Annotated in this window: 26 protein-coding genes; 21 read left to right on the top strand and 5 right to left on the bottom strand. The window is 31.7% G+C overall.

Features of this window, described 5'->3' with window-relative positions; genetic code table 11:
* Positions 1–32 precede the first annotated feature (32 nt).
* Positions 33–560 (top strand): GNAT family N-acetyltransferase, encoded by a 528-nt coding sequence (locus ACM591_RS10995; RefSeq protein ID WP_038678195.1) that lies wholly within the window; start codon positions 33–35, stop codon positions 558–560.
* Between the two features lie 341 nt (positions 561–901).
* Here the strand turns inward: ACM591_RS10995 and ACM591_RS10990 are convergent, their stop codons facing one another.
* Positions 902–1,168, bottom strand: a complete 267-nt coding sequence (locus ACM591_RS10990) for a zinc ribbon domain-containing protein (protein WP_326026120.1) — start codon at positions 1,166–1,168, stop codon at positions 902–904.
* A 194-nt stretch (positions 1,169–1,362) separates the two neighbouring features.
* On the opposite strand from ACM591_RS10990, the gene ACM591_RS10985 reads away from it, so the two are divergent.
* From ACM591_RS10985 to ACM591_RS10955, 7 genes are all read left to right on the top strand, one after another.
* A complete protein-coding gene (locus ACM591_RS10985) occupies positions 1,363–2,388 on the top strand; it encodes a hemolysin family protein (protein ID WP_058625711.1) in 1,026 nt (341 codons plus the stop codon).
* A 55-nt stretch (positions 2,389–2,443) separates the two neighbouring features.
* A complete protein-coding gene (locus ACM591_RS10980; RefSeq protein WP_029377579.1) occupies positions 2,444–3,511 on the top strand; it encodes an NAD(P)H-dependent flavin oxidoreductase in 1,068 nt (355 codons plus the stop codon).
* Positions 3,512–3,829: 318 nt separating this feature from the next.
* On the top strand, positions 3,830–4,678 hold the full coding sequence (locus ACM591_RS10975) for a DUF72 domain-containing protein (protein ID WP_326026784.1): 849 nt from the start codon (positions 3,830–3,832) through the stop codon (positions 4,676–4,678).
* Positions 4,679–4,688: 10 nt separating this feature from the next.
* The gene (locus tag ACM591_RS10970; RefSeq protein ID WP_418354384.1) at positions 4,689–5,513 is read left to right on the top strand and encodes a sulfite exporter TauE/SafE family protein; all 825 of its coding nucleotides are present in this window, start codon (positions 4,689–4,691) and stop codon (positions 5,511–5,513) included.
* Between the two features lie 21 nt (positions 5,514–5,534).
* Positions 5,535–6,854 (top strand): bifunctional metallophosphatase/5'-nucleotidase, encoded by a 1,320-nt coding sequence (locus tag ACM591_RS10965; RefSeq protein WP_029377576.1) that lies wholly within the window; start codon positions 5,535–5,537, stop codon positions 6,852–6,854.
* Positions 6,855–6,934: 80 nt separating this feature from the next.
* Positions 6,935–7,876, top strand: coding sequence for a lipoyl synthase (gene lipA, locus ACM591_RS10960; RefSeq protein ID WP_029377575.1), 942 nt, complete (start codon positions 6,935–6,937; stop codon positions 7,874–7,876).
* A 164-nt stretch (positions 7,877–8,040) separates the two neighbouring features.
* Positions 8,041–8,424: a YutD family protein gene (locus ACM591_RS10955; RefSeq protein WP_029377574.1), complete on the top strand. Its 384-nt coding sequence runs from the start codon at positions 8,041–8,043 to the stop codon at positions 8,422–8,424.
* Between the two features lie 217 nt (positions 8,425–8,641).
* Here the strand turns inward: ACM591_RS10955 and ACM591_RS10950 are convergent, their stop codons facing one another.
* Positions 8,642–8,908: a DUF3055 domain-containing protein gene (locus ACM591_RS10950; RefSeq protein ID WP_029377573.1), complete on the bottom strand. Its 267-nt coding sequence runs from the start codon at positions 8,906–8,908 to the stop codon at positions 8,642–8,644.
* Positions 8,909–9,052: 144 nt separating this feature from the next.
* On the opposite strand from ACM591_RS10950, the gene ACM591_RS10945 reads away from it, so the two are divergent.
* The 3 genes from ACM591_RS10945 to ACM591_RS10935 are packed head-to-tail and all read left to right on the top strand — an operon-like array spanning position 9,053 to position 11,245.
* On the top strand, positions 9,053–9,484 hold the full coding sequence (locus ACM591_RS10945; RefSeq protein WP_029377572.1) for a DUF86 domain-containing protein: 432 nt from the start codon (positions 9,053–9,055) through the stop codon (positions 9,482–9,484).
* A 5-nt stretch (positions 9,485–9,489) separates the two neighbouring features.
* The gene (locus ACM591_RS10940) at positions 9,490–10,269 is read left to right on the top strand and encodes a TIGR01457 family HAD-type hydrolase (protein ID WP_029377571.1); all 780 of its coding nucleotides are present in this window, start codon (positions 9,490–9,492) and stop codon (positions 10,267–10,269) included.
* A 10-nt stretch (positions 10,270–10,279) separates the two neighbouring features.
* The gene (locus tag ACM591_RS10935; RefSeq protein WP_326026783.1) at positions 10,280–11,245 is read left to right on the top strand and encodes a D-glycerate dehydrogenase; all 966 of its coding nucleotides are present in this window, start codon (positions 10,280–10,282) and stop codon (positions 11,243–11,245) included.
* Positions 11,246–11,443: 198 nt separating this feature from the next.
* Here the strand turns inward: ACM591_RS10935 and ACM591_RS10930 are convergent.
* Positions 11,444–12,585 (bottom strand): IS3 family transposase gene (locus tag ACM591_RS10930; RefSeq protein ID WP_418354383.1). Its coding sequence is split into 2 segments (ribosomal slippage): positions 11,444–12,315 and positions 12,315–12,585, totalling 1,143 coding nucleotides; the frame shifts between segments, so codons are not numbered across the junction.
* 1,153 nt (positions 12,586–13,738) lie between these two features.
* On the opposite strand from ACM591_RS10930, the gene ACM591_RS10925 reads away from it, so the two are divergent.
* Genes ACM591_RS10925 through dltD form a run of 5 tightly spaced genes read left to right on the top strand, consistent with a single transcriptional unit; the run spans position 13,739 to position 17,974 of the window.
* Positions 13,739–13,885, top strand: a complete 147-nt coding sequence (locus tag ACM591_RS10925) for a teichoic acid D-Ala incorporation-associated protein DltX (RefSeq protein ID WP_029377569.1) — start codon at positions 13,739–13,741, stop codon at positions 13,883–13,885.
* 14 nt (positions 13,886–13,899) lie between these two features.
* Positions 13,900–15,363, top strand: coding sequence for a D-alanine--poly(phosphoribitol) ligase subunit DltA (dltA, locus tag ACM591_RS10920; protein ID WP_029377568.1), 1,464 nt, complete (start codon positions 13,900–13,902; stop codon positions 15,361–15,363).
* Positions 15,360–16,574 carry a D-alanyl-lipoteichoic acid biosynthesis protein DltB gene (gene dltB, locus ACM591_RS10915; protein ID WP_058625715.1) on the top strand — a complete coding sequence of 405 codons (1,215 nt, stop codon included), beginning with the start codon at positions 15,360–15,362 and terminating at the stop codon, positions 16,572–16,574. Before dltA ends, dltB begins: the two co-directional genes overlap by 4 nt.
* 18 nt (positions 16,575–16,592) lie before the next feature.
* A complete protein-coding gene (gene dltC, locus ACM591_RS10910) occupies positions 16,593–16,829 on the top strand; it encodes a D-alanine--poly(phosphoribitol) ligase subunit 2 (RefSeq protein WP_029377566.1) in 237 nt (78 codons plus the stop codon).
* Entirely contained in the window at positions 16,826–17,974 is a 1,149-nt protein-coding gene (dltD, locus tag ACM591_RS10905) for a D-alanyl-lipoteichoic acid biosynthesis protein DltD (RefSeq protein WP_326007538.1), read from the top strand. Before dltC ends, dltD begins: the two co-directional genes overlap by 4 nt.
* Before the next feature lie 166 nt (positions 17,975–18,140).
* Here the strand turns inward: dltD and ACM591_RS10900 are convergent, their stop codons facing one another.
* Positions 18,141–18,383 carry a NifU family protein gene (locus ACM591_RS10900; protein ID WP_002483816.1) on the bottom strand — a complete coding sequence of 81 codons (243 nt, stop codon included), beginning with the start codon at positions 18,381–18,383 and terminating at the stop codon, positions 18,141–18,143.
* 106 nt (positions 18,384–18,489) lie between these two features.
* On the opposite strand from ACM591_RS10900, the gene ACM591_RS10895 reads away from it, so the two are divergent.
* Positions 18,490–18,801, top strand: coding sequence for a YuzD family protein (locus tag ACM591_RS10895; RefSeq protein ID WP_029377564.1), 312 nt, complete (start codon positions 18,490–18,492; stop codon positions 18,799–18,801).
* Positions 18,802–18,997: 196 nt separating this feature from the next.
* Here ACM591_RS10895 and ACM591_RS10890 read toward each other — a convergent pair whose 3' ends face one another.
* Positions 18,998–20,062, bottom strand: coding sequence for an NAD(P)/FAD-dependent oxidoreductase (locus tag ACM591_RS10890; protein WP_418354382.1), 1,065 nt, complete (start codon positions 20,060–20,062; stop codon positions 18,998–19,000).
* A 406-nt stretch (positions 20,063–20,468) separates the two neighbouring features.
* Between ACM591_RS10890 and ACM591_RS10885 the strand changes: the two genes are divergently transcribed.
* The 4 genes from ACM591_RS10885 to ACM591_RS10870 all read left to right on the top strand — a co-directional run bounded on the left by ACM591_RS10885 (position 20,469) and on the right by ACM591_RS10870 (position 24,280).
* A complete protein-coding gene (locus ACM591_RS10885) occupies positions 20,469–20,705 on the top strand; it encodes a YuzB family protein (protein WP_029377562.1) in 237 nt (78 codons plus the stop codon).
* 13 nt (positions 20,706–20,718) lie between these two features.
* Positions 20,719–21,078: a HesB/IscA family protein gene (locus ACM591_RS10880; protein WP_029377561.1), complete on the top strand. Its 360-nt coding sequence runs from the start codon at positions 20,719–20,721 to the stop codon at positions 21,076–21,078.
* 234 nt (positions 21,079–21,312) lie between these two features.
* Positions 21,313–22,521: an NAD(P)/FAD-dependent oxidoreductase gene (locus ACM591_RS10875; protein ID WP_029377560.1), complete on the top strand. Its 1,209-nt coding sequence runs from the start codon at positions 21,313–21,315 to the stop codon at positions 22,519–22,521.
* 280 nt (positions 22,522–22,801) lie between these two features.
* A complete protein-coding gene (locus tag ACM591_RS10870) occupies positions 22,802–24,280 on the top strand; it encodes a leucyl aminopeptidase family protein (protein WP_326026116.1) in 1,479 nt (492 codons plus the stop codon).
* Positions 24,281–24,592: the final 312 nt, after the last annotated feature.

The following is a 24,592-nucleotide window of genomic DNA, read 5'->3' as shown; positions in this document are numbered from 1 at the left end:
TATTTTCTATTTTTTGAGGGGAGTCATAAAACGTGGCAGAGCAAAGATTTGATGAGATAGAATTAATACGCGTTAAAAAGGATGAATTCGAAGCTTTCAAAAAACAATCTTCATTATCATTTTTGAAGGGTCTCCAAGCAACTTTCCCAGAACAAGAATATCCAGAAAATTTTGCACCGATCCCATCAGAACAAGATTATAATGAATCTTTTTATTCAGATAATCCTCATATTTATTATTTTTATTTAAATGGTAGGAATATTGGTGGTGCTATCTTTGAAATTAATAAAGAAAATAAAAGAAGTCATGTCGATACATTATATATTAATGATAATGCACATGGCCAAGGGATTGGAACTAAAGTTTGGAAAGCGATTGAAAATCATTTTCCAGAAACTAAAGTTTGGGAGTTACATACACCTTATTTTGAAAAGCGGAATATCCATTTCTACATAAATAAATGCAATTTTCATATCACAGGATTTTATAAAGAGATGTTTGATGTGAATGGCGTGCAAAAAGAATTTGAGTTCTTTAAATTTGAAAAAATTATGAGCTAAGTTATTTAAAATTGTAGAACATTAGCTTTGCGTAAAAAGGGGTTTTTTAGTAACACTACTATTATATTATTTAACTATAACAGCGTAAACAAAGGGAGTAATCGAATGAAATCAAGTTAACCGTTATGATTTCGTGCGTTCACTCTCTTTTTATATTCCAAATTATAAAAGAGAGTGTTTAAAATAAAACAGCCAACAGTTTGAGAATTTATAAAATAATATTTACTAAGACTGAACTGACTATGTGTTTGATTATAGTTGTTTTTAACTTAAGAGCAATTTTGTGAAAGTGGCTTAAATAAGTCAATTGATTTGGTACTTTTGCATGCTATTCATGTGTGTTATTTCCAGCGATCTAACTTGGCCATGAATTTTTTAGTATACATTTTGTTTAAAAAGAATTTTTGTATTTTATTCATGTCTGATTCTTGAAATCTTTTTAGATTATACTTGTACATATCATCAAATCCAAGGTTCAAAGTAAATGAACCATTTTGATAACAATGATGACAATATTTTTCTGCGGCTGAACCATCACTTTCTGTTCCTGCAGGCGTTTTTTTATCTATAGGCATTCCACAACTTTGGCACTGCGTTACCTTAGCCATATAAACAACTCCATTTTTATAATATTTTTCTTATCATAACATATTTATTTGTATGTAATAGTTATTAAATATGACTTTTTTATTGAGCGGCAATGTATCATAATACAAGAACAATGCGTTTATAAAGTTATTAAAGTGGGAAATAATATGAAAGTGAATTTATTAATAAAGCTTATTAAAGGAGTCATGAATTTATGGTTATTGGTATAATCATACTTTTGTTTGCTTCATTTTTCTTTTCGGGAAGTGAAACTGCATTAACTGCTGCAAACAGGATGAAAATACAAACAGATGCTCAAGAGGGAAATAAAAAAGCGGGGAAATTATCAAAATTATTAACAAAACCAAGTGAATTTATCACTGCAATACTGATAGGAAATAATATTGCTAATATTATATTACCTACATTAGTTACAATATTAGCAGTAGATATAGGTTTAAATGTTGGGATTGCAACAGCAGTAACAACAGTAGTAATCATTGTTATATCAGAAGTGATTCCTAAGTCAATTGCAGCTACATACCCAGATAGAATTTCACGCTTAGTGTATACACCTATATCGTTTTTCGTCTTAATATTTAAACCCATTACAATAATTCTTAATGGTATTACTGATACAATTAACCGATTTTTATCTAAGGGACAGGAAGATCAACAACGATATTCCAAGGAAGAGATTAGACAGATGGTAACCATTGCTGGTAGTGAAGGCGCATTTAATGAGATGGAGCGTAATCGTATTCAAGGAGTTATGGACTTTGAACAATTAAAGGTTAAAGATATTCACACAACTCCTCGCATAAATGTTACTGCCTTTCCTTCAGATATTTCGTATGAAGAAGCTTATAATACTGTCGTTTCTAACCCATATACACGTTACCCTGTTTATGGTAACGACATCGATCAAGTTATAGGTATTTTTCATTCTAAATATTTATTAGCATGGAGTCGTGAACCTGAGAATAATATTTTAAAATATACATCCGAGCCCTTATTTGTAAATGAGCATAATCGTGCTGAATGGGTATTGAGGAAAATGACAGTTTCACGTAAACATTTAGCTATTGTTTTAGATGAGTATGGTGGTACGGAAGCTATTGTTTCTCACGAAGATCTTATTGAAGAAATGTTAGGTATGGAAATAGAAGATGAGATGGACGAAGAAGAAAATGAAAAACTAGAGGAACAAATGAAGGCGTATCATAAAAATAATAAATGATTTTAATCGTTATTTAATAGTGTTATTTTGTTAAAAAGACAAAGGGGCAGATTAAATGAAATTATCGTCTAGAGTTACTAAATTATTAAATATTAAATATCCAATTATACAAGCTGGCATGGCAGGATCTACCACGCCTGAATTAGTAGCGACAGTGAGTAATAGTGGTGGATTAGGAACGATAGGCGCAGGCTATTTTAGTGCAGAGAGACTGGAAAAAGAAATCACTCATGTACAACAATTAACTGACTTACCATATTCAGTAAATTTGTTTGTGCCTAGTGATAAGTTATTTATTCCTGAAAAAGTGGAGCATATGAACGCTTGGTTGAAACCGTATCGCAGAGCGTTAAATATAGATGAGCCTATTATAAATATAAGTGAAAAACAGCAGTTTGAAGACACGATTGATATCGTGATTGAAAAGGGAGTGCCTGTAGTTTCCTTTACGTTTGGCATTCCTGAACAATCAATACTTAGCAGATTAAAAGAGAGAAACATTAAAGTTATAGGAACGGCTACAAGTGTGGAGGAAGCAATTGCTAATGAAAGTGCAGGTATGGATGCTATCATCGCTCAAGGTAGTGAGGCAGGTGGGCATAGGGGAGCTTTTACAGAGACGAATAGCAATCATACACCTCTCATAGGTACGATGTCACTCGTACCTCAAATTGTTGACCAGGTGAGTATACCTGTTGTTGCAGCAGGCGGTATCATGGATGGCAGAGGTATGGTAGCTAGTATAATTTTAGGTGCTGAAGGTATACAAATGGGTACGGCATTTTTAACATCAGAAGAAAGCGGTGCAAGCCAACTTTACAAAAACGCAATCCAACATAGTAAAGAAACTGATACTGTAGTTACAAATGTCTTTACTGGTAAACCAGCGAGAGGTATAGATAATGAGTTTATTCATAAGATGAATGAATATAATGACGATATTCCAGATTATCCAATACAAAATCAATTGACTAGCGCAATTCGCAAAGAAGCGGCTCGAGAGGGTAATGAGCAGTGGACACACTTATGGAGTGGTCAAAGTCCTAGATTGGCACAATGTTCGTCGGCATCTACATTGATGGAACGTATTGTACAACAAGCCAAGCAACTATTGAATCAGTAAATAACTATAAATATATGACCAAGGCAATAAGAAAATTATTTATTAACTATATTTTAGGTCAAAAATAATTTAGTGAATAGTGTTTTTAAGAAATGAGGAGTAGTATAAATTGAAATCAACTTTAAACTTTTGATTTCAATACTACTTCTCATTTTTTATTAAAATAATACGTACTATAACTAGTATGTCTTTATCTATTTTTATAATACATTTGAAAAACCATAAAGTATTAATATTTATTTTTTTAAGTTATAGTAAATTGAATTTAATCAAGTGAATCCATTAAAACATATATGGTATCATTAACTTGGTGATACTATGATAAATATAGGATTAACAGGTTGGGGTGACCACGATTCGTTATATGAAGACTTGCAGCGTAAGACGAATAAATTAGCTACATATGCAAGCCATTTTCCAATCGTAGAATTGGACGCAACGTATTACGCTATTCAACCTGAAAGAAATATTAGAAAATGGATAAAAGAAACACCCGATAGATTTAAATTTATAGTGAAAATACATCAAGCATTAACTTTGCATGCAGACTACCATGATTTTGCTGAGACAAGACAAACTTTGGTAGATCAATTCAAAATGATGCTTCAACCATTAAAAGATGAGAATAAACTTGCGATGGTGTTGGTGCAATTTCCACCTTGGTTTGATTGTACTGTTCAAAATATTACTTATATTCGCTATATCCGTGCACAATTGGTAGATTTTCCTGTATGCGTAGAATTTAGACACCAATCTTGGTTTAATGAGTCTTTTAAAGAAGAAACTTTGTCGTTCTTAACACAACAAAATATTATTCATGCAGTTTGTGATGAACCTCAAGTTGGTCAAGGTTCTGTACCGATGATTAACCGCATTACAAATGAAACTGCATTTGTACGCTACCATGGGAGAAATGTACATGGATGGACTAAAAAAGATATGACGGATGATGCATGGAGAGAAGTAAGGTATTTATATGATTATAGTGAACAAGAATTAAAAACATTAATTGATAAAGTGAAAGTCCTAGAACATAAAGCCAAAGATATTTACGTCATTTTTAATAATAATTCTGGTGGACATGCAGCCCAAAATGCTAAAACTTATCAACGTTTATTGGGCATAGACTATCAGGGGTTAGCGCCACAACAATTAAAATTATTTTAGGAGCGATTGGATGTTGACAGTAATATTATTGATTTTAATTGGTGGTTTATCAGCAATTTTAGGATCATTAGTTGGTATTGGTGGAGGCATAATTATTGTACCTACATTGGTTTATTTAGGCGTTGACAATGATTTGCTTGAAGGAATAACACCTCAAATCGCTATAGGTACCTCATCAGTTATATTAATAGTAACTGGATTATCTTCAACGTTGGGGTATTTGAAAACAAAACAAGTTGATGTGAAAAATGGCTCGATATTTTTATTTGGTTTGTTACCTGGGGCGCTAATTGGTTCTGTAATAAGTCGTTACTTAACATTAGCATCTTTTAACTTGTATTTTGGTTTGTTTTTAATATTAGTAGCAATTTTACTTGTAATTCGAAAGAAAATAAAACCACTAAAAATTTTTGCTAAAGCAAAGTATGAACGGAGTTATATTGATGGTTATGGCAGACAATATTTTTATCATGTGCCGCCTTTAATTTCTTTCATAGCAACATTGTTTATTGGTATATTAACAGGATTACTAGGCATAGGTGGTGGCGCATTGATGACGCCACTGATGTTAATTGTATTTAGATTTCCACCACATGTGGCGGTCGGTACGAGCATGATGATGATCTTCTTTTCTAGTGTTATGAGTTCACTAGGCCATATTGCACAAGGTCATGTGGCATGTTTATATGCAATTGTGTTAGTATCTGCAAGTTATTTTGGAGCGAAGATCGGTGTGAAAATTAACCATTCGGTAAAGTCAGAAACCGTTGTAATATTGCTGCGTACAGTAATGCTAATTATGGGTATATATTTAATAATTAAATCATTTTTATAAAATAAAGGGAGGGAACTATAGATGAAATTAACAATTTATCATACAAATGACATACATAGTCACTTGCATGAATATGCACGAATTACAGAGTATATGACTCAAAATAGACCAAAACTAATGCATCATTCACTATATTTAGATATTGGCGACCATGTTGATCTTTCTGCACCCGTCACTGAAGCAACTATGGGTATAAAAAATGTCGAATTATTAAATGCGGCACATTGCGATATCGCTACGATTGGTAATAATGAAGGTATGACAATCTCACATGATGCATTAAATACTTTATATGATAATGCAACATTCGATGTAACCTGTGCGAATGTCTTTGATGAACAAGGACAGTTACCGCGTAATATGTCATCATCATTTATAAAAGTTATAGACGGGGTTCGCATACTTTTTATTGCAGCTACAGCTCCATTCACTCCTTTTTATAGAGCTTTAGATTGGATTGTTACAAATCCTTTAGAAGCAATTAAAGATGAAATAAAAGCTAACGAAGGTGCTTATGATTTACTTGTGATTATGAGTCATGTCGGTGTATTCTTTGATGAGAAATTATGCCAAGAAATTCCAGAAATTGATCTGATTTTAGGTAGTCATACACACCACTATTTTGAAAATGGTGAGATTAACAACGGTGTTTTAATGGCTGCAGCAGGAAAGTATGGACATTTTTTAGGAGAAGTTACGTTAGAAATTGAAAATAATAGCATAATTAAAAAACAAGCAATACTTCATCCTCTTGATACGCTACCAGAAGTTGAAACTCATTTTGATGAAGAAGGGAAAATGTTGTTAAATGATTCAGTGATTGATCATCCAATTTCTTTACCTAGAAGAACAGATACTATTACTCAAACGGCTCATATTTTAGCAGAAAGTGTTTTTGAATTTACGAATGCAGATTGCACAATTATTAATGCGGGACTCATTGTAAATGGCGTAGAGGCAGAGCGTTTAACTGAATATGATATTCATCAAATGTTACCTCATCCAATTAATGCTGTGCGTATTAGATTAAGTGGACAAGAGTTGAAAAATATAATAATTAAAAGTCAAAAACAAGAATATCTTAATGAACATGCACAGGGTCTGGGTTTTAGAGGTAATATTTTTGGTGGCTATATTTTATATAATTTAGGATTTATTGAATCTGAATCACGTTACTTTATAAATGGCGAAGTAATAAATGATGACGAAACGTATATATTAGGAACGATAGATATGTATACGTTTGGACGTTACTTTCCTACTTTAAAAGATCAGTCTATAGATTACTTGATGCCGGAGTTTTTAAGAGATATTTTCAAAGAAAAATTATTAGAATACTAAAATATGACTTTATACGTTTTAATTTACCTGAATTTTCGTTATAATGATTAGAGATTTCAAATCAGGAGGATTGTGCGGTTATGGCTACTAAAAATGAAGAAATTTTACGTAAACCAGATTGGTTGAAAATAAAGCTGAATACTAACGAAAACTACACTGGTCTTAAGAAAATGATGCGCGAAAAGAATTTACATACAGTTTGCGAAGAAGCAAAGTGTCCAAATATACATGAATGTTGGGGAGAACGTCGTACAGCTACGTTTATGATTTTAGGTGCAGTGTGTACACGTGCATGTCGTTTCTGTGCAGTTAAAACAGGGCTTCCTAATGAATTAGATTTAGATGAGCCAGAGCGTGTGGCAGAATCTGTTGAATTAATGAATTTAAAACACGTTGTTATTACAGCTGTGGCTCGTGATGACTTAAGAGATGCAGGATCAAATGTATACGCTGAAACAGTGCGTAAAGTGCGTGAGCGTAATCCATTCACATCAATAGAAATCTTGCCTTCAGATATGGGTGGAGACTATGATGCTTTAGAAACTTTAATGGCGTCAAAACCAGACATTTTAAACCATAACATCGAAACAGTCCGCCGTTTGACGCCGAGAGTTCGTGCTAGAGCAACTTATGATCGTACGTTAGAGTTCCTAAGACGTTCTAAAGAATTACAACCTGATATCCCAACAAAATCAAGTCTTATGGTTGGATTAGGTGAAACACACGAGGAAATTTATGAAACTATGGATGATTTACGTGCTAATGATGTTGATATTTTAACGATTGGTCAATATTTGCAACCTTCACGTAAACATTTAAAAGTTGAAAAATATTATACGCCATTAGAATTTGGTAAACTAAGAAAAATAGCAATGGATAAAGGATTTAAACATTGCCAAGCAGGACCACTTGTAAGAAGTTCATATCATGCCGATGAGCAAGTAAATGAAGCGGCGAAAGAAAAACACCGTATTGGTGAAGAACAACTTGGTACAGAAATAGGTAAGCATTTAAATAAATAAGTTAATTAAAGACTTAGTTCATTTATTATAGTTGTGCTGATGCGCAATATCAATGAGCTAAGTCTTTCTTAGAAGTAAAATATAATTACATACAAGTCAAAGAACTATTTATTAATAAATTAGTGGATAATAGTAATTTGATGCGTTTAGATTAGGTGAATGACATGATAAAGTTAAATGGACAATTTTTTGAAATCATCGAAGATTATAGAGAATGTTTTGATGAAGAAACATTTGTAAATCGCTATTCTGATATATTAGATAAGTACGATTTTATTGTTGGAGATTTTGGTTACGATCAACTGAGGTTAAAAGGTTTTTATAAAGATTCTAATAAGAAAGCCGAATTAAGCAAACGCTTTTCAACAATTCAAGATTATTTATTAGAATATTGTAATTTTGGTTGCCCGTACTTTATATTAAGACGTATTCCAGAAGCAGAGATGAAAAATTATGTAGAGTCAAATGACATAGTTGAAACGGATCTTGAAGAAGATAAGCTACATGATGTTAAAATAAAACCTAGTATTCAAGATACTGAAAAATAATGATTTTGCTTATTTAATATTGTTTGAAAAAATTTGGCACACTAATAGAAAAGTCTCGCTAAAAAAGCAACTTTATTCAAAAAATGAATAAAGTTGCTTTTTAATTATGGTGTAGAAGGGGATATATTCGCATAGAATTGAATTACTATCATTAATATAAGTATTTTTATTTAGCTAAGGTTTATTGCGTTGATAATCTTTGCATACTAGTGTCTATTTATTGAATAACCTCATTAAGGTATTCTGAAATTTCAGTACCTTCTTCTTCATTAACGCCTAAGATGTGGGCTATATAACCTTCTTCTTCTAAATCGTCGGTACCTATTATACCAAATTGATTCGTTTGCATATTTAATACAATCGTTTTACCGAAGTGACGGTTTGTTTGGACTAACATTAGGTCATAGCGACTATGTTCACCAACGAAACCAACAAATTGCACCTGAGCAGATTCATCATCGTCATAAAGATACATATCAATCACTTTGAAACACTCCTTACTTCTTCTATTTTTTAAATCTAATTACTATAGATATTTAATTTAGTTAAAAAGTCTTAATTTACAGTATAACCATAAATGAATTCGACTGCAAAGGTATGGTATGATGAGATTGATAGGGGTGAAAAGATGTATTTCGTGAATAAAGATCAATTAAATACAAAATTAAATTACTTGCAACAACTTATTCAAGATTATCCGCAAAACAAAGATAATGCTTATGCATTTGAACGCATAGCACAAATGTTCATTGAATCAGCAGTAGACATTGGAAACATGATTATTGATGGTTTTATCTTAAGAGACCCAGGAAATTATAAAGACGTAATAGATATCTTAGCTTTAGAAAAAGTGATTTCAGAAGATACTCAAAATCAAATCAATAAAACTGTAGATGTCAGAAAACGATTTGTTCATTATTATGATGAACTTGATACCGCTGAATTAGTACCACTTTTTGATGAGTCGGTATCTTATTATCAAACATATATAGAAGAAGTTATACAATTTTTAAAGAATGAAAATGTACCAGTAACTGCATTTGGCAAAAAAGGAGAATAAGTAGTATGAAAAAATATCAAGCTTACCTAATTGATTTAGATGGTACTTTATATAAAGGAGATGAACATATAGATGGTGCATCTCAATTTATATCATATCTAAATCAATATGAAATTCCACATTTATATGTAACTAATAATTCTACTAAAGAGCCAGAAGAGGTAGCTGCAAAGTTAAATAAAATGGGGTTAGTCGCACAAGCTGATGAGGTTGTTACATCAGCGTTAGCTACTGCAGAATATATTGCTGAGGAATCTCCAGGTGCAAGCGTATATATGCTAGGTGGTAGCGGATTGAAACATGCGTTAACAGATAAAGGATTAGTAGTTAAAGAAGATGAATTTGTAGATTATGTTGTTATTGGTTTGGATGAGGCCGTTACCTATGAAAAATTAGCAACTGCTACTTTAGGTGTCCGTAATGGTGCGAAATTTATTTCAACTAACCAGGATGTATCTATACCAAAGGAACGTGGCTTTTTACCTGGAAATGGAGCGATTACAAGCGTGGTCACAGTATCAACTGGTATTCAACCTACATTTATCGGTAAACCTGAACCAATTATTATGAAAAAAGCGCTAGACATTTTAGGGTTAGAGCGCTCAGAAGTTGCAATGGTCGGTGACTTATATGACACGGATATAATGTCGGGAATCAATGTGAATATTGATACGATTCATGTGCAAACAGGTGTAACAACTAAAGAAGAAATTGAACAGAAGCCAGTTCCTCCGACATATACATTTAAAGATTTAAATGACGTTATCAAAGAACTCGAAAGTTAGGAGTGATTGAATGGAAAAAATCATTGTAAGTAGAAGTATTCCACAACCATTTATAGATCAATTAGAGGCTATTGCACAAGTTGAAATGTGGGATGAATCGTTAATACCAATGCCAAGAGATCAATTTCTAGAGGCTATTAAAGATGCAACTGCTTGTTTAATTACTTTAAGTGAAAAAATAGATAGTGAAGTTATCAAAGCTGCTCCAAATTTAAAAGTGATTGCTAATATGGCAGTTGGTTTTGATAATATAGATGTACCTCTTGTACATAGTAAAGGGATCACTGTAACTAATACACCCAGTGTACTTACTGAAACAACAGCGGAACTTGGTTTTACATTGATGTTAACAGTAGCTAGGCGTATTGTGGAAGCTGAAAAGTATGTTCAAAATGGAGAATGGCAAAGTTGGGGGCCTTACTTGTTTGCTGGAAAAGATCTATCTAATGCCAATGTAGGAATATATGGTATGGGCGAGATTGGTAAGGTATTTGCAAGAAGATTAAAAGGTTTTGATACTAAGATTATGTACCATAATAGATCTAGAAATAAAGATACTGAAAAAGCACTTGGTGCATTGTACGTTCCTTTTGATACTTTGCTTGAACATAGTGATTTTATTATTTGTACTGCACCACTTACAGAAGAAACTAGAAATAAATTTAATGCTCAAGCATTTGAAAAAATGAAAAGTGATGCTATTTTTATAAATATTGGACGAGGTGCTGTTGTAGATGAAGAGGCACTTGTATCTGCGCTACAAAATAGACAGATTGCAGCTTGTGGACTAGATGTTCTACGTGAAGAGCCAATAGATATGGCTCATCCTTTATTAGAGATGGACAATGCAGTTATAGTTCCACATATTGGAAGTGCGTCTGTTACAACCAGAAATCGTATGATTCAATTATGTGTTGATAATATAAGATTAGTATTAAATAACCAACCAGCTAAAACGCCAGTCAATTTAAAGTAAACATTGTAAATAGATGATATATCAATATTTTGTATTATCATATCCTAAGATAAAGCAAATAACGTAGAGCGTTAATACTTATCTATAATATAGAAATACACCTCTGTTTTAAATAGAGGTGTATTTCAGAACGTTGACAAACCCTTCGCAAATCGGCACTGAACCCTTAGAATGGGAACTTAATAAAAACACTTTGTTCTAGGCTGCTAATTCCTTATATTTTATGGGAGCTAAGTAGCCTAGTTTTTGTTGAATTCGATTATTATTATAGTTTTTAATGTAATTTTCGACAATATCTATTACAATTTGGTTAGAGCTATTGAGCTCATTGTTTATGTAGAAAGCTTCACACTTTAGCGAGGAATGGAAACTTTCTATAGGGGCGTTATCAGCTGGTGTTCCCTTTCGGGACATACTTCTGATAATGCCTTTTTCTTTGCATAATTGATAGTAAGCGTACGAGGTGTAAACACTGCCTTGGTCACTATGTAGTATGCAATTCTCAGGTATATCTATTTGATTCAATGTATCATTTACTAAGCTTTGATCTTGTTTGTTATCTATTTTATACGCCACAATTTCTCCGTTATAAACATCCATAATTGAAGATAAATACAACATAGAGTTACCGAAAGGTAAATAAGTAATATCAGTTGTTAATACTTCCATTGGTTGGTTAGCTTTAAACTGTCTTTGTAATAAATTCTCTGTTTTATAATAAGGTTTGCCAATTTTTTTAGATTTTTTAGGCCTAACTCGGCAGTTCAGATTATACTCTCGCATGATTCGCTGAACTCTTTTATGATTAATTGATGCTGAATACAATTGATTAATCAACGCTGTAATTTTGCGATAACCGTAGGTGAAATTATTTTCTTCACATAATTCAATAATCTTTTGAGTCACTTTATCTTTTTCATTGTTCTTGTGTTTCCATCTATAGTATGTCGATTTAGGTATTTCTAAAACAGCAAGTATCATTTTGATTGAATACTTATGCTTTAATTGATTAACTAATTCTACAATTACTTTTGGTACCACTTCCTTTCTAATTCCTTGTACTTTTTTAAAATATCTAATTCAATATCTTTTTTCTTATTATCTAACTTTAATTGTTCTATTTCTGATAATTCTTTCACTCCTTTGCCATAAGTATATTGCTTGCCTCTTTGTTGATAAAATCTATAAGTTTCACCATTTCGATACCATCGCCACCAAGTTTTTACCTGTGTGCTGTTTTTGATATTTAATACTTCCATAATTTCTTTTACAGTATATCCAGCTTCTTTCATTTCAATAGTCTTATATTTTGTTTCTATTGAATAAGACATTATTTTCATAGAAAAAACACCTCCGTATGATTCATTTTAAATGAATTCAACGAAAGTGTTTTTATTTCCTTCCCACTATTTGGGGTCAGTTCAAATCAATGCGAAAGGTTTGTTTATTTTCTATTTTAAATGAATTTTCAAAATAGTAGTAATCTTTCAGACTATTAATGGTCCTTTTATTAGTCACATTGCGATTTTTAAGATTCATGTCAGCACAAATCAGTGTGATATCCATGGGAACTTTGTCATGGCTCTATACCTCGTTCATCGCATACCACGCTGCACTTTTGTATCATCAAATCTTCTCTCTACTGTTGTTTGACTTCGCATTTTATATTGTTTTTTACTATATCCACTAATCTTATATATTCAACATAAACACCATCACTGTTTAATTTACATATATTATCATAACTTTTTTGTCATATTGGCAGTGGTTTATGCCGACTCCTGCGGGAATAGCACTAGACGAAGACTACAGGCTAAGGCAGTGCCCGCGGAAAGCGTGCATAAAAAACTGCCAACAAAGTCGGAGACTTTGTCGACATACTGAAATACACTTCTGTTTTAAATAGAGGTGTATTTTTATGTGGAATTTTAATTAATAGATTATAAATCATGATGTAAAGAATACTGTTTTAAAAAATACCAATTGTGTCAAATTTGTTACGAAGTTGACACGGTTAAATGCGTACACGTTAAAATTTTTAGTAATGCTATAATAAATTATTTTCAAAATCATGTATTATTTTCACACAAAAATTCATATATTTTCCGGCGCATTATGATTATGCTACTAAACATTCTATATATGATAGATAGCAATAACACCTTGAAGTTATAGCGTTAATCAAGTATTTTTAACAATAATTTTTAACAAAGCATTACAATATTAATACGATAATAAAATATAACTTCGAATCATATTATGCAAAATTATCTAAGAATAAACAAATATTTTGATTTTATAAAACACTATAAAATAAACAATCTAACATTTTTGTTATATATAAATATGTTAATTCGATTGTCACAACATCATAAAAAATGTATAATAAGTTGGTAAAATGTTAAAGTAGTGTAAATCGTGCTACAACAAAAAACTTACTTATGTAATAAATGATTAATAATATAAAAAATAATTTGAATTAAGAGGTGAAAAATGCGTAAAGAGATGGAAAATACGACGAAATATCAAAAAATTAAACCATGGTTATTAACTCTTTTATATTTTGCAATATTTATAGCACTGTATTTAATTTACGGTTCTGGAGATACGCATAATAACTTTATTTATAATGAATTTTAGTCGAGGAGAATAGTATGAAGGATATTATATATTCATTAATTGAAAATGAAAAAATGTACCCTGAGCAAATAGCGATAAAGCATAATACAGATGTATTAACGTATCGTGAGTTAAATCAATATGCAAATAAACTTGCAAACTTAATCAAAGATACTAAAAGCCCATTAATCGTATATGGTCATATGTCACCATTTATGATTGTAGGTATGATTGCCAGCATGAAAGCGGGATGTGGTTATGTACCCCTTGATATATCAATGCCTGAAGAGCGTATTAATACTATTATTGAAAAAATCAACCCTGATTTTATTTTTAATACAAGTGAACATTCACTAGATAGTAATGGCAGAGAAATCGTAAATACTGAAACACTTTTAACGGATAATCGTACCGTTGAATTTGAATCTAAAATTAAAGATAAAGATATTGCGTATACCATTTTCACATCGGGCTCTACAGGGGAACCTAAGGGCGTACAAATTAGATACGAAAGTCTTAACGAGTTTACGAACTGGATGGTAGATTTGAATAAAATAGGTGAGAATCAACAGTGGCTAAATCAAGCTCCATTTTCATTTGATTTATCTGTAATGGCAATTTATCCATGTTTAGCTACTGCAGGAACACTAAATTTAGTAGATAAAACAATGATTAACAAGCCTAAATTATTAAATGATATGTTAGAGCAATCTAAAATAAATGTTTGGGTGTCTACACCATCATTTATGGAAATGTGCTTAATGTTACCAAATTTAGCTGAAACACATTATGAAAGTTTAAAAGAATTTTTCTTTTGTGGAGAAATTTTGCCTCATAAAACTGCTAAGTTGTTGTTGCAACGCTTTCCATCTGCATATATTTATAATACATATGGACCTACAGAAGCGACAGTTGCAGTTACGAGTATCTTAATTACTGAAGCGGTCATTAATCAATATAATCCATTACCTGTGGGGAAAGCGAGACCAGGTACGCAATTATCTTTAGCAGAAAATGAAGAATTAATCATTTCTGGACAATGTGTAAGTGAAGGTTATGTGAAAGATGAGCAACGTTCTAATGCAGTGTTTAAAGATATAGATAAACGTAAATCTTACTTTACTGGAGATAAAGCAACAGTTCAAGATGACCTATGGTTTATCACTGGACGTATAGATTTTCAAGTGAAATTAAATGGCTATCGCATGGAGCTAGAAGAAATAGAATTTCATTTAAGACAAATAGATGTTGTCAAAGAAGCAATTGTGGTACCAGTATACAAAAATAATAAAGTAACGCAACTACAAGGTGTTGTAGTCTTAAATGACTTGAATGATGACAAAGATGAACAAAACTTGATACACGATATTAAACAAGAACTTAAACAAGCGATGCCAGAATATATGATTCCAAGAAAGATTATATTTAAAGAGCAATTTCCTTTAACAATTAATGGGAAATTAGATCGTAAGCAGATTGCCGAGGATGTATTAGCATGATTCCATATGGCACATTTACGTTCTTTCTTATAGCATTTATAGTCTTAATTCCGGTGATTATATTAGGTTTAACTGGAAAAAGAAGCCGTATTTATAATGGCATAAGCACAGCTATCATGATTGTGCTCATTTTTTCCTCAGATAAACATAATTTATTTGGTCAATCATATTTAAGTGTTCAACTTATAAACTTTGCTTTATATCTGTTGTGGCAAGTAGCAATCATTATGTTTTATTGGAAATCACGTGCGAAAAACAATTCATTTATAAAGTTTTTCATAGTGATTGTATTATCGATATTACCACTTGTAGGGGTAAAGGTAATGCAAAGTTCGTGGTTTGGTGCTGCACAATTAAAGCTCCATGAAAACAAGGTAATTGAATTTATAGGCTTCTTAGGTATTTCTTATGTTACTTTCAAAAGTGTTCAATTATTAATGGAAATTCGCGATGGTTCAATAAAAGAAGTCAAAGCTACTAAAGTATTTCAATTCATTTCCTTTTTCCCTACAATTTCATCTGGTCCAATTGACCGCTACAAACGTTTTGTTAAAGATGAAAGTAAGATACAAAGTAGCGAAAGTTATCGAGCATCACTAAATAAAGCAATACATTTCATCATGATAGGTTTTTTATATAAATACATTATTGCTTATTTAATACAAGTTTATGCGATTAATCCATTAATGTTAGATTTTTCAAATTTCACTGCTAAATGGTTATATATGTATGCATATAGTTTGTATCTATTCTTCGACTTCGCTGGTTATTCATTATTTGCGATGGCATTTAGCTATTTATATGGTATACAGACGCCACAAAACTTTAAGCAACCATTTAAAGCAAAGAATATCAAGGATTTTTGGAATAGATGGCATATGTCTTTATCTTTCTGGTTTAGAGATTGTATCTATATGAGAGCCTTATTCTTTATGTCGAAAAAACGCTTATTAAAAAATCAATTTACAATGTCTAATATTGCTTTCTCATTAAACTTTTTAATTATGGGTATTTGGCATGGCATTGAAGTTCATTATATTTTGTATGGTTTATATCACGCAGTTTTATTTATTGGTTATGGATATTATGAAAAATGGCGAAAAAATCATCCGCCAAGATGGTCTAACCAATATACAACAATGTTAAGTATTATCGTTACATTCCATTTTGTAACGTTTGGTTTTCTTATCTTTTCTGGGAAACTGTTTTAATTATGAGGAGGATTTATTATGGAATTTAGAGAACAAGTATTAGATTTATTAACTGAAGTAGCTGAAAATAATGTCATTAAGGAAAATCCAGATGTAGAACTTTTTGAAGAGGGGATTATTGATTCTTTTCAAACGGTAGGTCTTTTACTAGAGATTCAAAATAAATTAGATATTGAAGTATCGATTATGGATTTTGATAGAGATGAATGGGCGACACCTAACAAGATTGTAGCGGTATTAGAAGAATTACGATGAAGTTAAAACCATTTATACCTGTTATTGTAAGTCTTGTATTGTTTGGAATTTTCTTAGTATTACCAGCAAGTTGGTTCGCTGGATTAATCAATTCCAAGACAGTAGCTACGCAAAGTGTTGCTCTAACAGATCAAGTACTAAAAGGAACTTTAGTGCAAGATAAAATGTATCAATCTGATGCTTATTATCCGATATATGGTTCCAGTGAATTAGAAAAAGACGATCCATTTAATCCAGCAATCTTATTAAATAATCGAAATCAAGTTAGTAAGAAACCATTCTTAATTGGTACTGGTGGTTCGACAGATTTAGTGAACGCTGTGGAACTAGGTTCACAATATGGAAATTTAAAAGGTAAAAAAATGGCATTTATTGTTTCGCCACAGTGGTTTACAAAAAATGGCTTAACGCAAGATAATTTTAAGGCGCGTATTTCAAAAGCACAGCTCAATCAGTTGTTTAAGCAAGAACAACTAAGCCCAGAACTTAAGCAACGTTATGCAAACCGATTATTACAATTTAAAGATGTGGAAAATCGCGCATATTTAGAAAAAGTTGCACAAGGAAAATCACAAGAAAATAAAAATTATCTTTCAAACTTTAAAGATGAACAATTGAAAAAAATTGAAGCTATTAAAGCCGTATATCCATTGAGAAAATCACCTGTATCGCATATCGATCCAATTACCTCAAAAAATGATTCTTGGGATGATGTGATGACAGAAGCTGAAATCTATGGCGCTAAACATACAAAAACAAATGAATTTGGTATTCGAGATGAATATTGGGATTTAATTAAAAAACATAAACGAAAAATTAATCGAAACCATGAATTTAGGGAAAATTCTCCTGAATTTAAAGATTTAGAGTTACTTGTAGATACATTACGAGAAGCTGGCGCAGATGTTGATTATATAATTATACCTTCTAACGGTAAGTGGTATGATCACATTGGTATTGATAAAGATAGACGTCAGAAAATATATAAAAAAATTGATAAAACAATAGTGGCTCATGGTGGACAGACATACGATATGTCAGATAAAGACTACGAACCATATGTTGTAAGTGATGCAGTTCATATTGGCTGGAAAGGCTGGGTATATATCACTAAAAATATCGATGAACATATGCACCAGAAATAAAATAAAAAATCCTTTCAACATGTACACATTTAAGTGAAATGTTGAAGGGATTTTTCGCGTTAAAAATAGAACAGGACAATGAAAAATCAATTACATTGTCCTGTTCTCTATAAAAGTGTTCGAAAGGAACTAAATTTTCTGATGTTATATATAAAGCATCTATCATTTAGAATACTTGTTCTACTTCGATTACTCCTGGTACTTCTTCGTGTAAAGCACGTTCAATACCTGCTTTTAGTGTGATTGTTGAACTTGGGCATGTACCACAAGCACCATGTAATTGTAATTTAACAATTCCGTCTTCTACGTCAACAAGGGAACAGTCACCGCCATCACGTAGTAAGAAGGGACGTAATTTTTCGATAACTTCCGCTACTTGATCAAACATTGTTACGTTTTCAGTTGGCATGGAAATGCCTCCTTTCAAGTATATTATTTCATTTTCTACTTATCTTTTTATTATAATAGAAATGTAATGAAAAATCTATAATTCAAGATAAAAGGGGAAAAGATATATGGACAAAATAAGTGTTGTTGTTTATGGGGCAGATGTTATTTGTGCAAGTTGTGTTAATGCGCCGACATCTCGTAATACGTTTGACTGGTTGCAACCATTATTGCAGAGAAAGTATCCAGATAAACAATTTGAATTTACGTATATCGATATAGAAAATGATACCGAAAATTTGTCGGATCATGACCAACAATTTATTGAGCGTATTCAAGATGACGAACTCTTTTATCCACTCGTAACTATGAATGACGAGTATGTTTCTGATGGATATGTACAATTGAAGGATATAACTCGCTTTTTAGATAATCATTAGATCAATTAATTCGACGAAAAAGATGTTTAAGTTATAACTATTTATCATATAAAGATTTCAGTGTTAGAACCTTACTTTTTAAAAATAAACACAAGCACCGTCATAAACAAATGACGGTGCTTGTGCTTTTATAATTATGAAAATGGACTTTCAACAAACTTAATAACCAAAAGTTTATATTTAATAAAGTAATTAGTTAACCGTTATGATATTTATACATCCAAAGTACGCCGGATTTTAAAATGGAAGCTAAGCGGCCTGTAACGGTACGATCCATAATATAAGCAAATCCTTTTTTGTCTCCTAGGGAACCAAGGAAACCTTGTATTTTGATTTCTGGCATTTTTTCAGGTAGAGGTTTACCTTGCCATTGTAATTTCATAACATCTGCAATTTGGTCACCCTGTGCTTCTGCTAGTTGAGCACTTGGTGCATGTGGTAATTCAGCACAATCACCTATGACATAAACATTTTTGTACGTTGGTACTTGGTGATATTGGTTTAAGATGACACGACCACTCTTACTAATATCGATTGGTAAATTTCTTACTAACTCTACTGGTTGAATTCCGGCAGTCCAAACAATTAAATCTACATCTTCAGGTACGTCATTATTATAAATGCGACTTGGTTCCACGCGATTAATATCAGAATTTGGAACAACTGTCACATCGTGGTCGTTGAACCATTTTTCAATATACTTACTAAGTTTTTCAGGGAAACGACTTAAAATACGTTCACCTCTATCGTAAAGATAAATTTGAAGGTCCTTGCGACTTTCTCTTAATTCACTAGCTAATTCAATACCGCTTAAACCAGCGCCAACAATACCCACTTTGGCACCATTTGGTAGTTCGCTTAAATGATGAAAAGTTTCACGTGATTTAGAAAGTGTTTGAATACTATGCGTGTATTCTTCAGCACCAGGAACATTATGATATTTATCTTCACAACCTAAACCGATCACTAATTCATCATAGTCTACTTTCGTATTACCAACTGAAACAATTTGATCTTCTAAATTAATATCATTGATTTCTCCATAGACATTGTTGATTCTATCTGAATCAGGAAAGTTCATGCGAATATCTTTATCTGACTTTGTACCAGCTGCTAATTCATAAAATTCTGGTTTTAAACCATGATAAGGCATACGATCTATTAATGTAATCGTATAATTTTCAGGTAGTGCAGATGGTAAGATATGAGACATGATACGCATATTTCCATAACCGCCACCTAATAATACTAAGTTTTTCATTTGTGATACCCCTCTAGTAAAAATTGTATTGAGCATAAACATACAATTACTTACTTCTATAGTAGGTAATTGAACTTGTTATCTCGTCAATGTAAGTTATTAAATATAATGTGGTTAAATCATATTTCGTCCTGCATCGATATACCAATTTTCTATAATCAGCTTACTTATATTTATTATATGCTTTTTTATTTGTTACTACAAATAAAGAAGACAAATTGTAATTATTAAAAATATATATTTTATTTTAATGGAGATTATTACTTACAATTTTATTGTATTAGTGATGTAAAGTACATATTAATTCAAGCTATTTATTAAGTGATATTTTATAAGCTAGTATGTAGAAATAACAATAACGTTTTTGTTATAATTGTTTAACTGATATTTTATGAGAGGGTGTATTATGAATCCAATAATCGAGTTCTGCATTTCGAATTTAGCGAAGGGTGGAGATTATGTATACAATCAGCTTGAAAATGACCCAGATGTAGACGTATTAGAATACGGTTGTTTACAAAATTGTGGTATATGTTCTAGTGGGTTGTATGCATTAGTGAATGGTGATATCGTTGAAGGTGATTCGCCAGATGATTTATTACAAAAAATTTACGCACATATAGAAGAAACATGGATTTTTTAGGGAGGTAAAAATAATGGCTATTATTGAAATGACTGAAGCTGCTGCATATGAAGTTAAAGATATGTTACAACAAAATGATATGGCGGATGGTTATTTGAAAGTTAAGGTGAACGGTGGCGGTTGTACCGGATTAACTTATGGTATGTCTGCTGAAGCTGAACCTGCTGAAAATGATGAAATATATGAGTTTCATGGTTTAAAAGTTTTAATAGATAAATACGATAAACCGGTTTTAGATGGAACAACGATTGATTTTAAACAATCACTTATGGGTGGTGGCTTCCAAATAGACAACCCTAATGCAATTGCTTCATGCGGTTGTGGTAGTTCATTTAGAACTGCAAAAGTTGCTGGCTCACCAGAAGATTGCTAAATTATAATACTTAAATAAAAGACTATAGTTACTTAAAATAAGTGTAAACTATAGTCTTTTATTCGTTTATGTGAAATAATAAACAATATGGTCGTTGGTGCTTGAAAATCAGCAGTAAAAACTATAAAATTAGTATTGGATGAAAAATGTCTTTTTTGTGAATTACTATATTGTGAATGGGGTATAGAAAAAGACTATTGCAACAAAAAAATTAAGAAAGCTTAGGTGAATGAAATGGCTCAAGATCGTAAAAAAGTATTAGTTCTAGGCGCTGGTTATGCCGGTTTACAAACTATTACAAAATTACAAAAGCAAATTTCAGCAGATGAAGCTGAAATTACATTAATTAATAAAAATGATTACCACTACGAAGCAACGTGGTTACACGAGGCTTCAGCAGGTACTCTTAGCTATGAAGATTTACTATATCCAGTAGAAAGCGTTGTAGACAAAAATAAAGTTAACTTTGTTAAGGCAGAAGTTACTAAAATTGATCGCAATGCAAAAAAAGTTGAAACAGATGCTGGAATCTTTGACTTTGATATCTTAGTTGTAGGTTTAGGTTTTGAAAGTGAAACATTTGGTATCAAAGGTATGAAAGATCATGCTTTCCAAATTGAAAACATTTTAACTGCTCGTAAATTATCTCGTCACATCGAAGATAAATTTGCTAACTATGCATCTTCAAAACAAAAAGATGATAAAGACTTAGCAATCATTGTTGGTGGTGCTGGATTTACTGGTGTTGAATTCTTAGGTGAATTAACTGATAGAATTCCAGAATTATGTAATAAATATGGTGTTGAGCAAAGCAAAGTGAAAATTACTTGTGTTGAAGCTGCTCCTAAAATGTTACCAATGTTCTCTGACGAACTAGTTAACTATGCAGTAAGTTACTTAGAAGGTAAAGGTGTAGAATTCAAAATTGGTACACCGATTGTTGCAGCTAACGAAAAAGGTTTCGTTGTAAAAGTTAATGACAAAGAAGAACAATTAGAAGCTAATACAGTTGTATGGGCTGCTGGTGTTCGTGGTAGTAAATTAATGGAAGAATCATTCGAAGGCGTAAAACGTGGACGTATTGTAACTAAACAAGATTTAACTATCGAAGGTTATGACGATATCTTTGTTATTGGTGACTGTTCTGCATTTATCCCTGCTGGAGAAGAACGTCCATTACCAACTACAGCACAAATCGCTATGCAACAAGGTGAACATACTGCTAAAAATATTAAAAATGTATTAGGAGGTCAACCAACTCAAGAATTTGATTATGTTGATCGCGGTACTGTATGTTCACTAGGTGCGCATGATGGCGTTGGTGTTGTTTACGGTAAAGATATCCAAGGTAAAAAAGCAGCATTTATGAAGAAAGTTATTGATACACGTGCAGTATTTAAACTTGGCGGTATCGGTTTAGCGTTCAAAAAAGGTAAATTTTAATATATAATTTTAAATATGTAATTCACATACTTAACTGTGATGCAAATTTTTAAAGGAGCGGGATAGTAAAACACTTTCTAAAAATGATTTTATTGTCTCGCCAAGACTTTGATGACAAGAGTAGAAAAGTTAAAACTCTCTATATTGCAGTCATCATTATCTAAAACATATCCTAGGCCGAGACATAATTTATGTCCGGCCTCTTTTTATTACACTTTTTGATAGTATTACTTTAAAATGCATTAAAAAGAAGTCTAAACTTATAAAGGAGAGATGTTATATGTTAGTTAATCTTAAAAACTCCAACGATATAGCAACAAATACGCTAATTATAGGTTTACCTGAACATTTAAATCAATTAGGGGAAATCATTATTAGCGGAGATAATATTAATGATCAATTAAAGTCATTAAAGCAAAATCAAATAGTTAGTACTAATATTGGTACAGTTTCTAGCACGATGTTTACAATACGTGATGAATACGTAAAATTGGTTACTGTTGGCATGGGTAATGTTAAAAACTTGACGTTTAACGACTATTTGAAAATGTTTGGCAATTTATTTCAATACTTGAAACAAAACCGTATTACACAAGCCTCTTTTAAATTAGAAACGTTTGAAGCACCATCTTTATCTAAAGATGTAGTTGCAGAGATATTAGGACAACAGAGTAATCGTGCGATTTATCAATTTGATAATTACAAAACAGATAAATCTGTGCCATTTGAACTAACATTAGATATACATACAGACGATGATGACATACTTAAATTTATTGAAGAAGGTCAAATCATTGGTAGTTCAATAAATTTAGCGCGTGATTATAGTAATATTCCACCAAATATATTAACTCCTGATTATTATGCAAACTCTATTTACGATCATTTTAAAGAGACAGAAGTAGATGTAGATATTAAAGATCATGAGACATTACAAAATGAAGGGTTCGGCTTAATTCATGCAGTAGGTAAAGGTTCTAAAAATGGTCCAAGAGTCATTACATTAACATATAATGGTGGGCAAAAAGATGAAGCGCCTATTGCTTTAGTAGGTAAAGGTATTACTTATGATTCAGGTGGCTATTCCATAAAAGGAAAAATAGGCATGCAAACGATGAAATTCGATATGTGTGGCTCGGCTAACGTCGTGGGAATGATAGAAGTTGCACGCAAACTTAGATTGAAAGTAAATATTGTCGGTGTTATTGCTGCAGCAGAAAACATGATAAATGAAGCTGCAATGAAACCTGATGATGTATATACCGCTTTAAGTGGTGAATCAGTTGAAGTGTTGAATACAGACGCAGAAGGTCGCTTGGTATTAGGTGATGCAGTATTCTATGCAAATCAATTCCAACCACAAGTGATCTTAGATTTTGCAACATTAACAGGTGCAGCAATTGTAGCTTTAGGAGATGATAAGGCTGCCGTGTTTAGTCATAATGCATTCAATCATTTACAAAAAATACTTAACTATGCACAGACTAATGATGAATTTGTATTTGAGTTACCAATGACAACGACTGAGCGTAATTTAATTAAAAATAGTGATGTTGCAGATTTAGTTAACCATACAAATGGCCAAGGTAAAGCTTTGTTTGCAGCAACGTTTATCAATCATTTTGCAGGAGATACACCTCATATGCATTTTGATATAGCTGGCCCTGCAACTATCAATAAGAATACGTATAAAGGTCCAAAAGGTCCAACAGGATATTTAATTCCTACAATAGTTGAATGGTTACGCAATATAAAATAATTATGTAAGTCTAGAAAGACGTTAATATGAAGTGTTCATTTTAATTTATTGTATTTGTTGATATTATAAAATCACTATAGTTAAATAACTAATACTTTAAAAGTTAATAGAAACATAACATTTCTTGAATGGAAGTATGAAATTAATTTTACAATATTGATTTCATACTTCCTTTTTTTATTTTTTAAATCATAAAGAGAGATGAATGATAATGCTATAAATCGTGGGTTATAAGGTTTTAGAGTGACAAGAATGAGCGACATACAATTAGCTATTTAATGATGAATAGGAAATATATGAATAAATTATTTG

Origin of the sequence: Staphylococcus sp. Ze2 (assembly GCF_048568365.1) — a bacterium.
GTDB classification, from domain to species: Bacteria; Bacillota; Bacilli; order Staphylococcales; family Staphylococcaceae; genus Staphylococcus; species Staphylococcus xylosus.
Note: the sequence above shows the minus strand (reverse complement) of the source record. Positions and strands in the feature narration are given on the sequence as shown.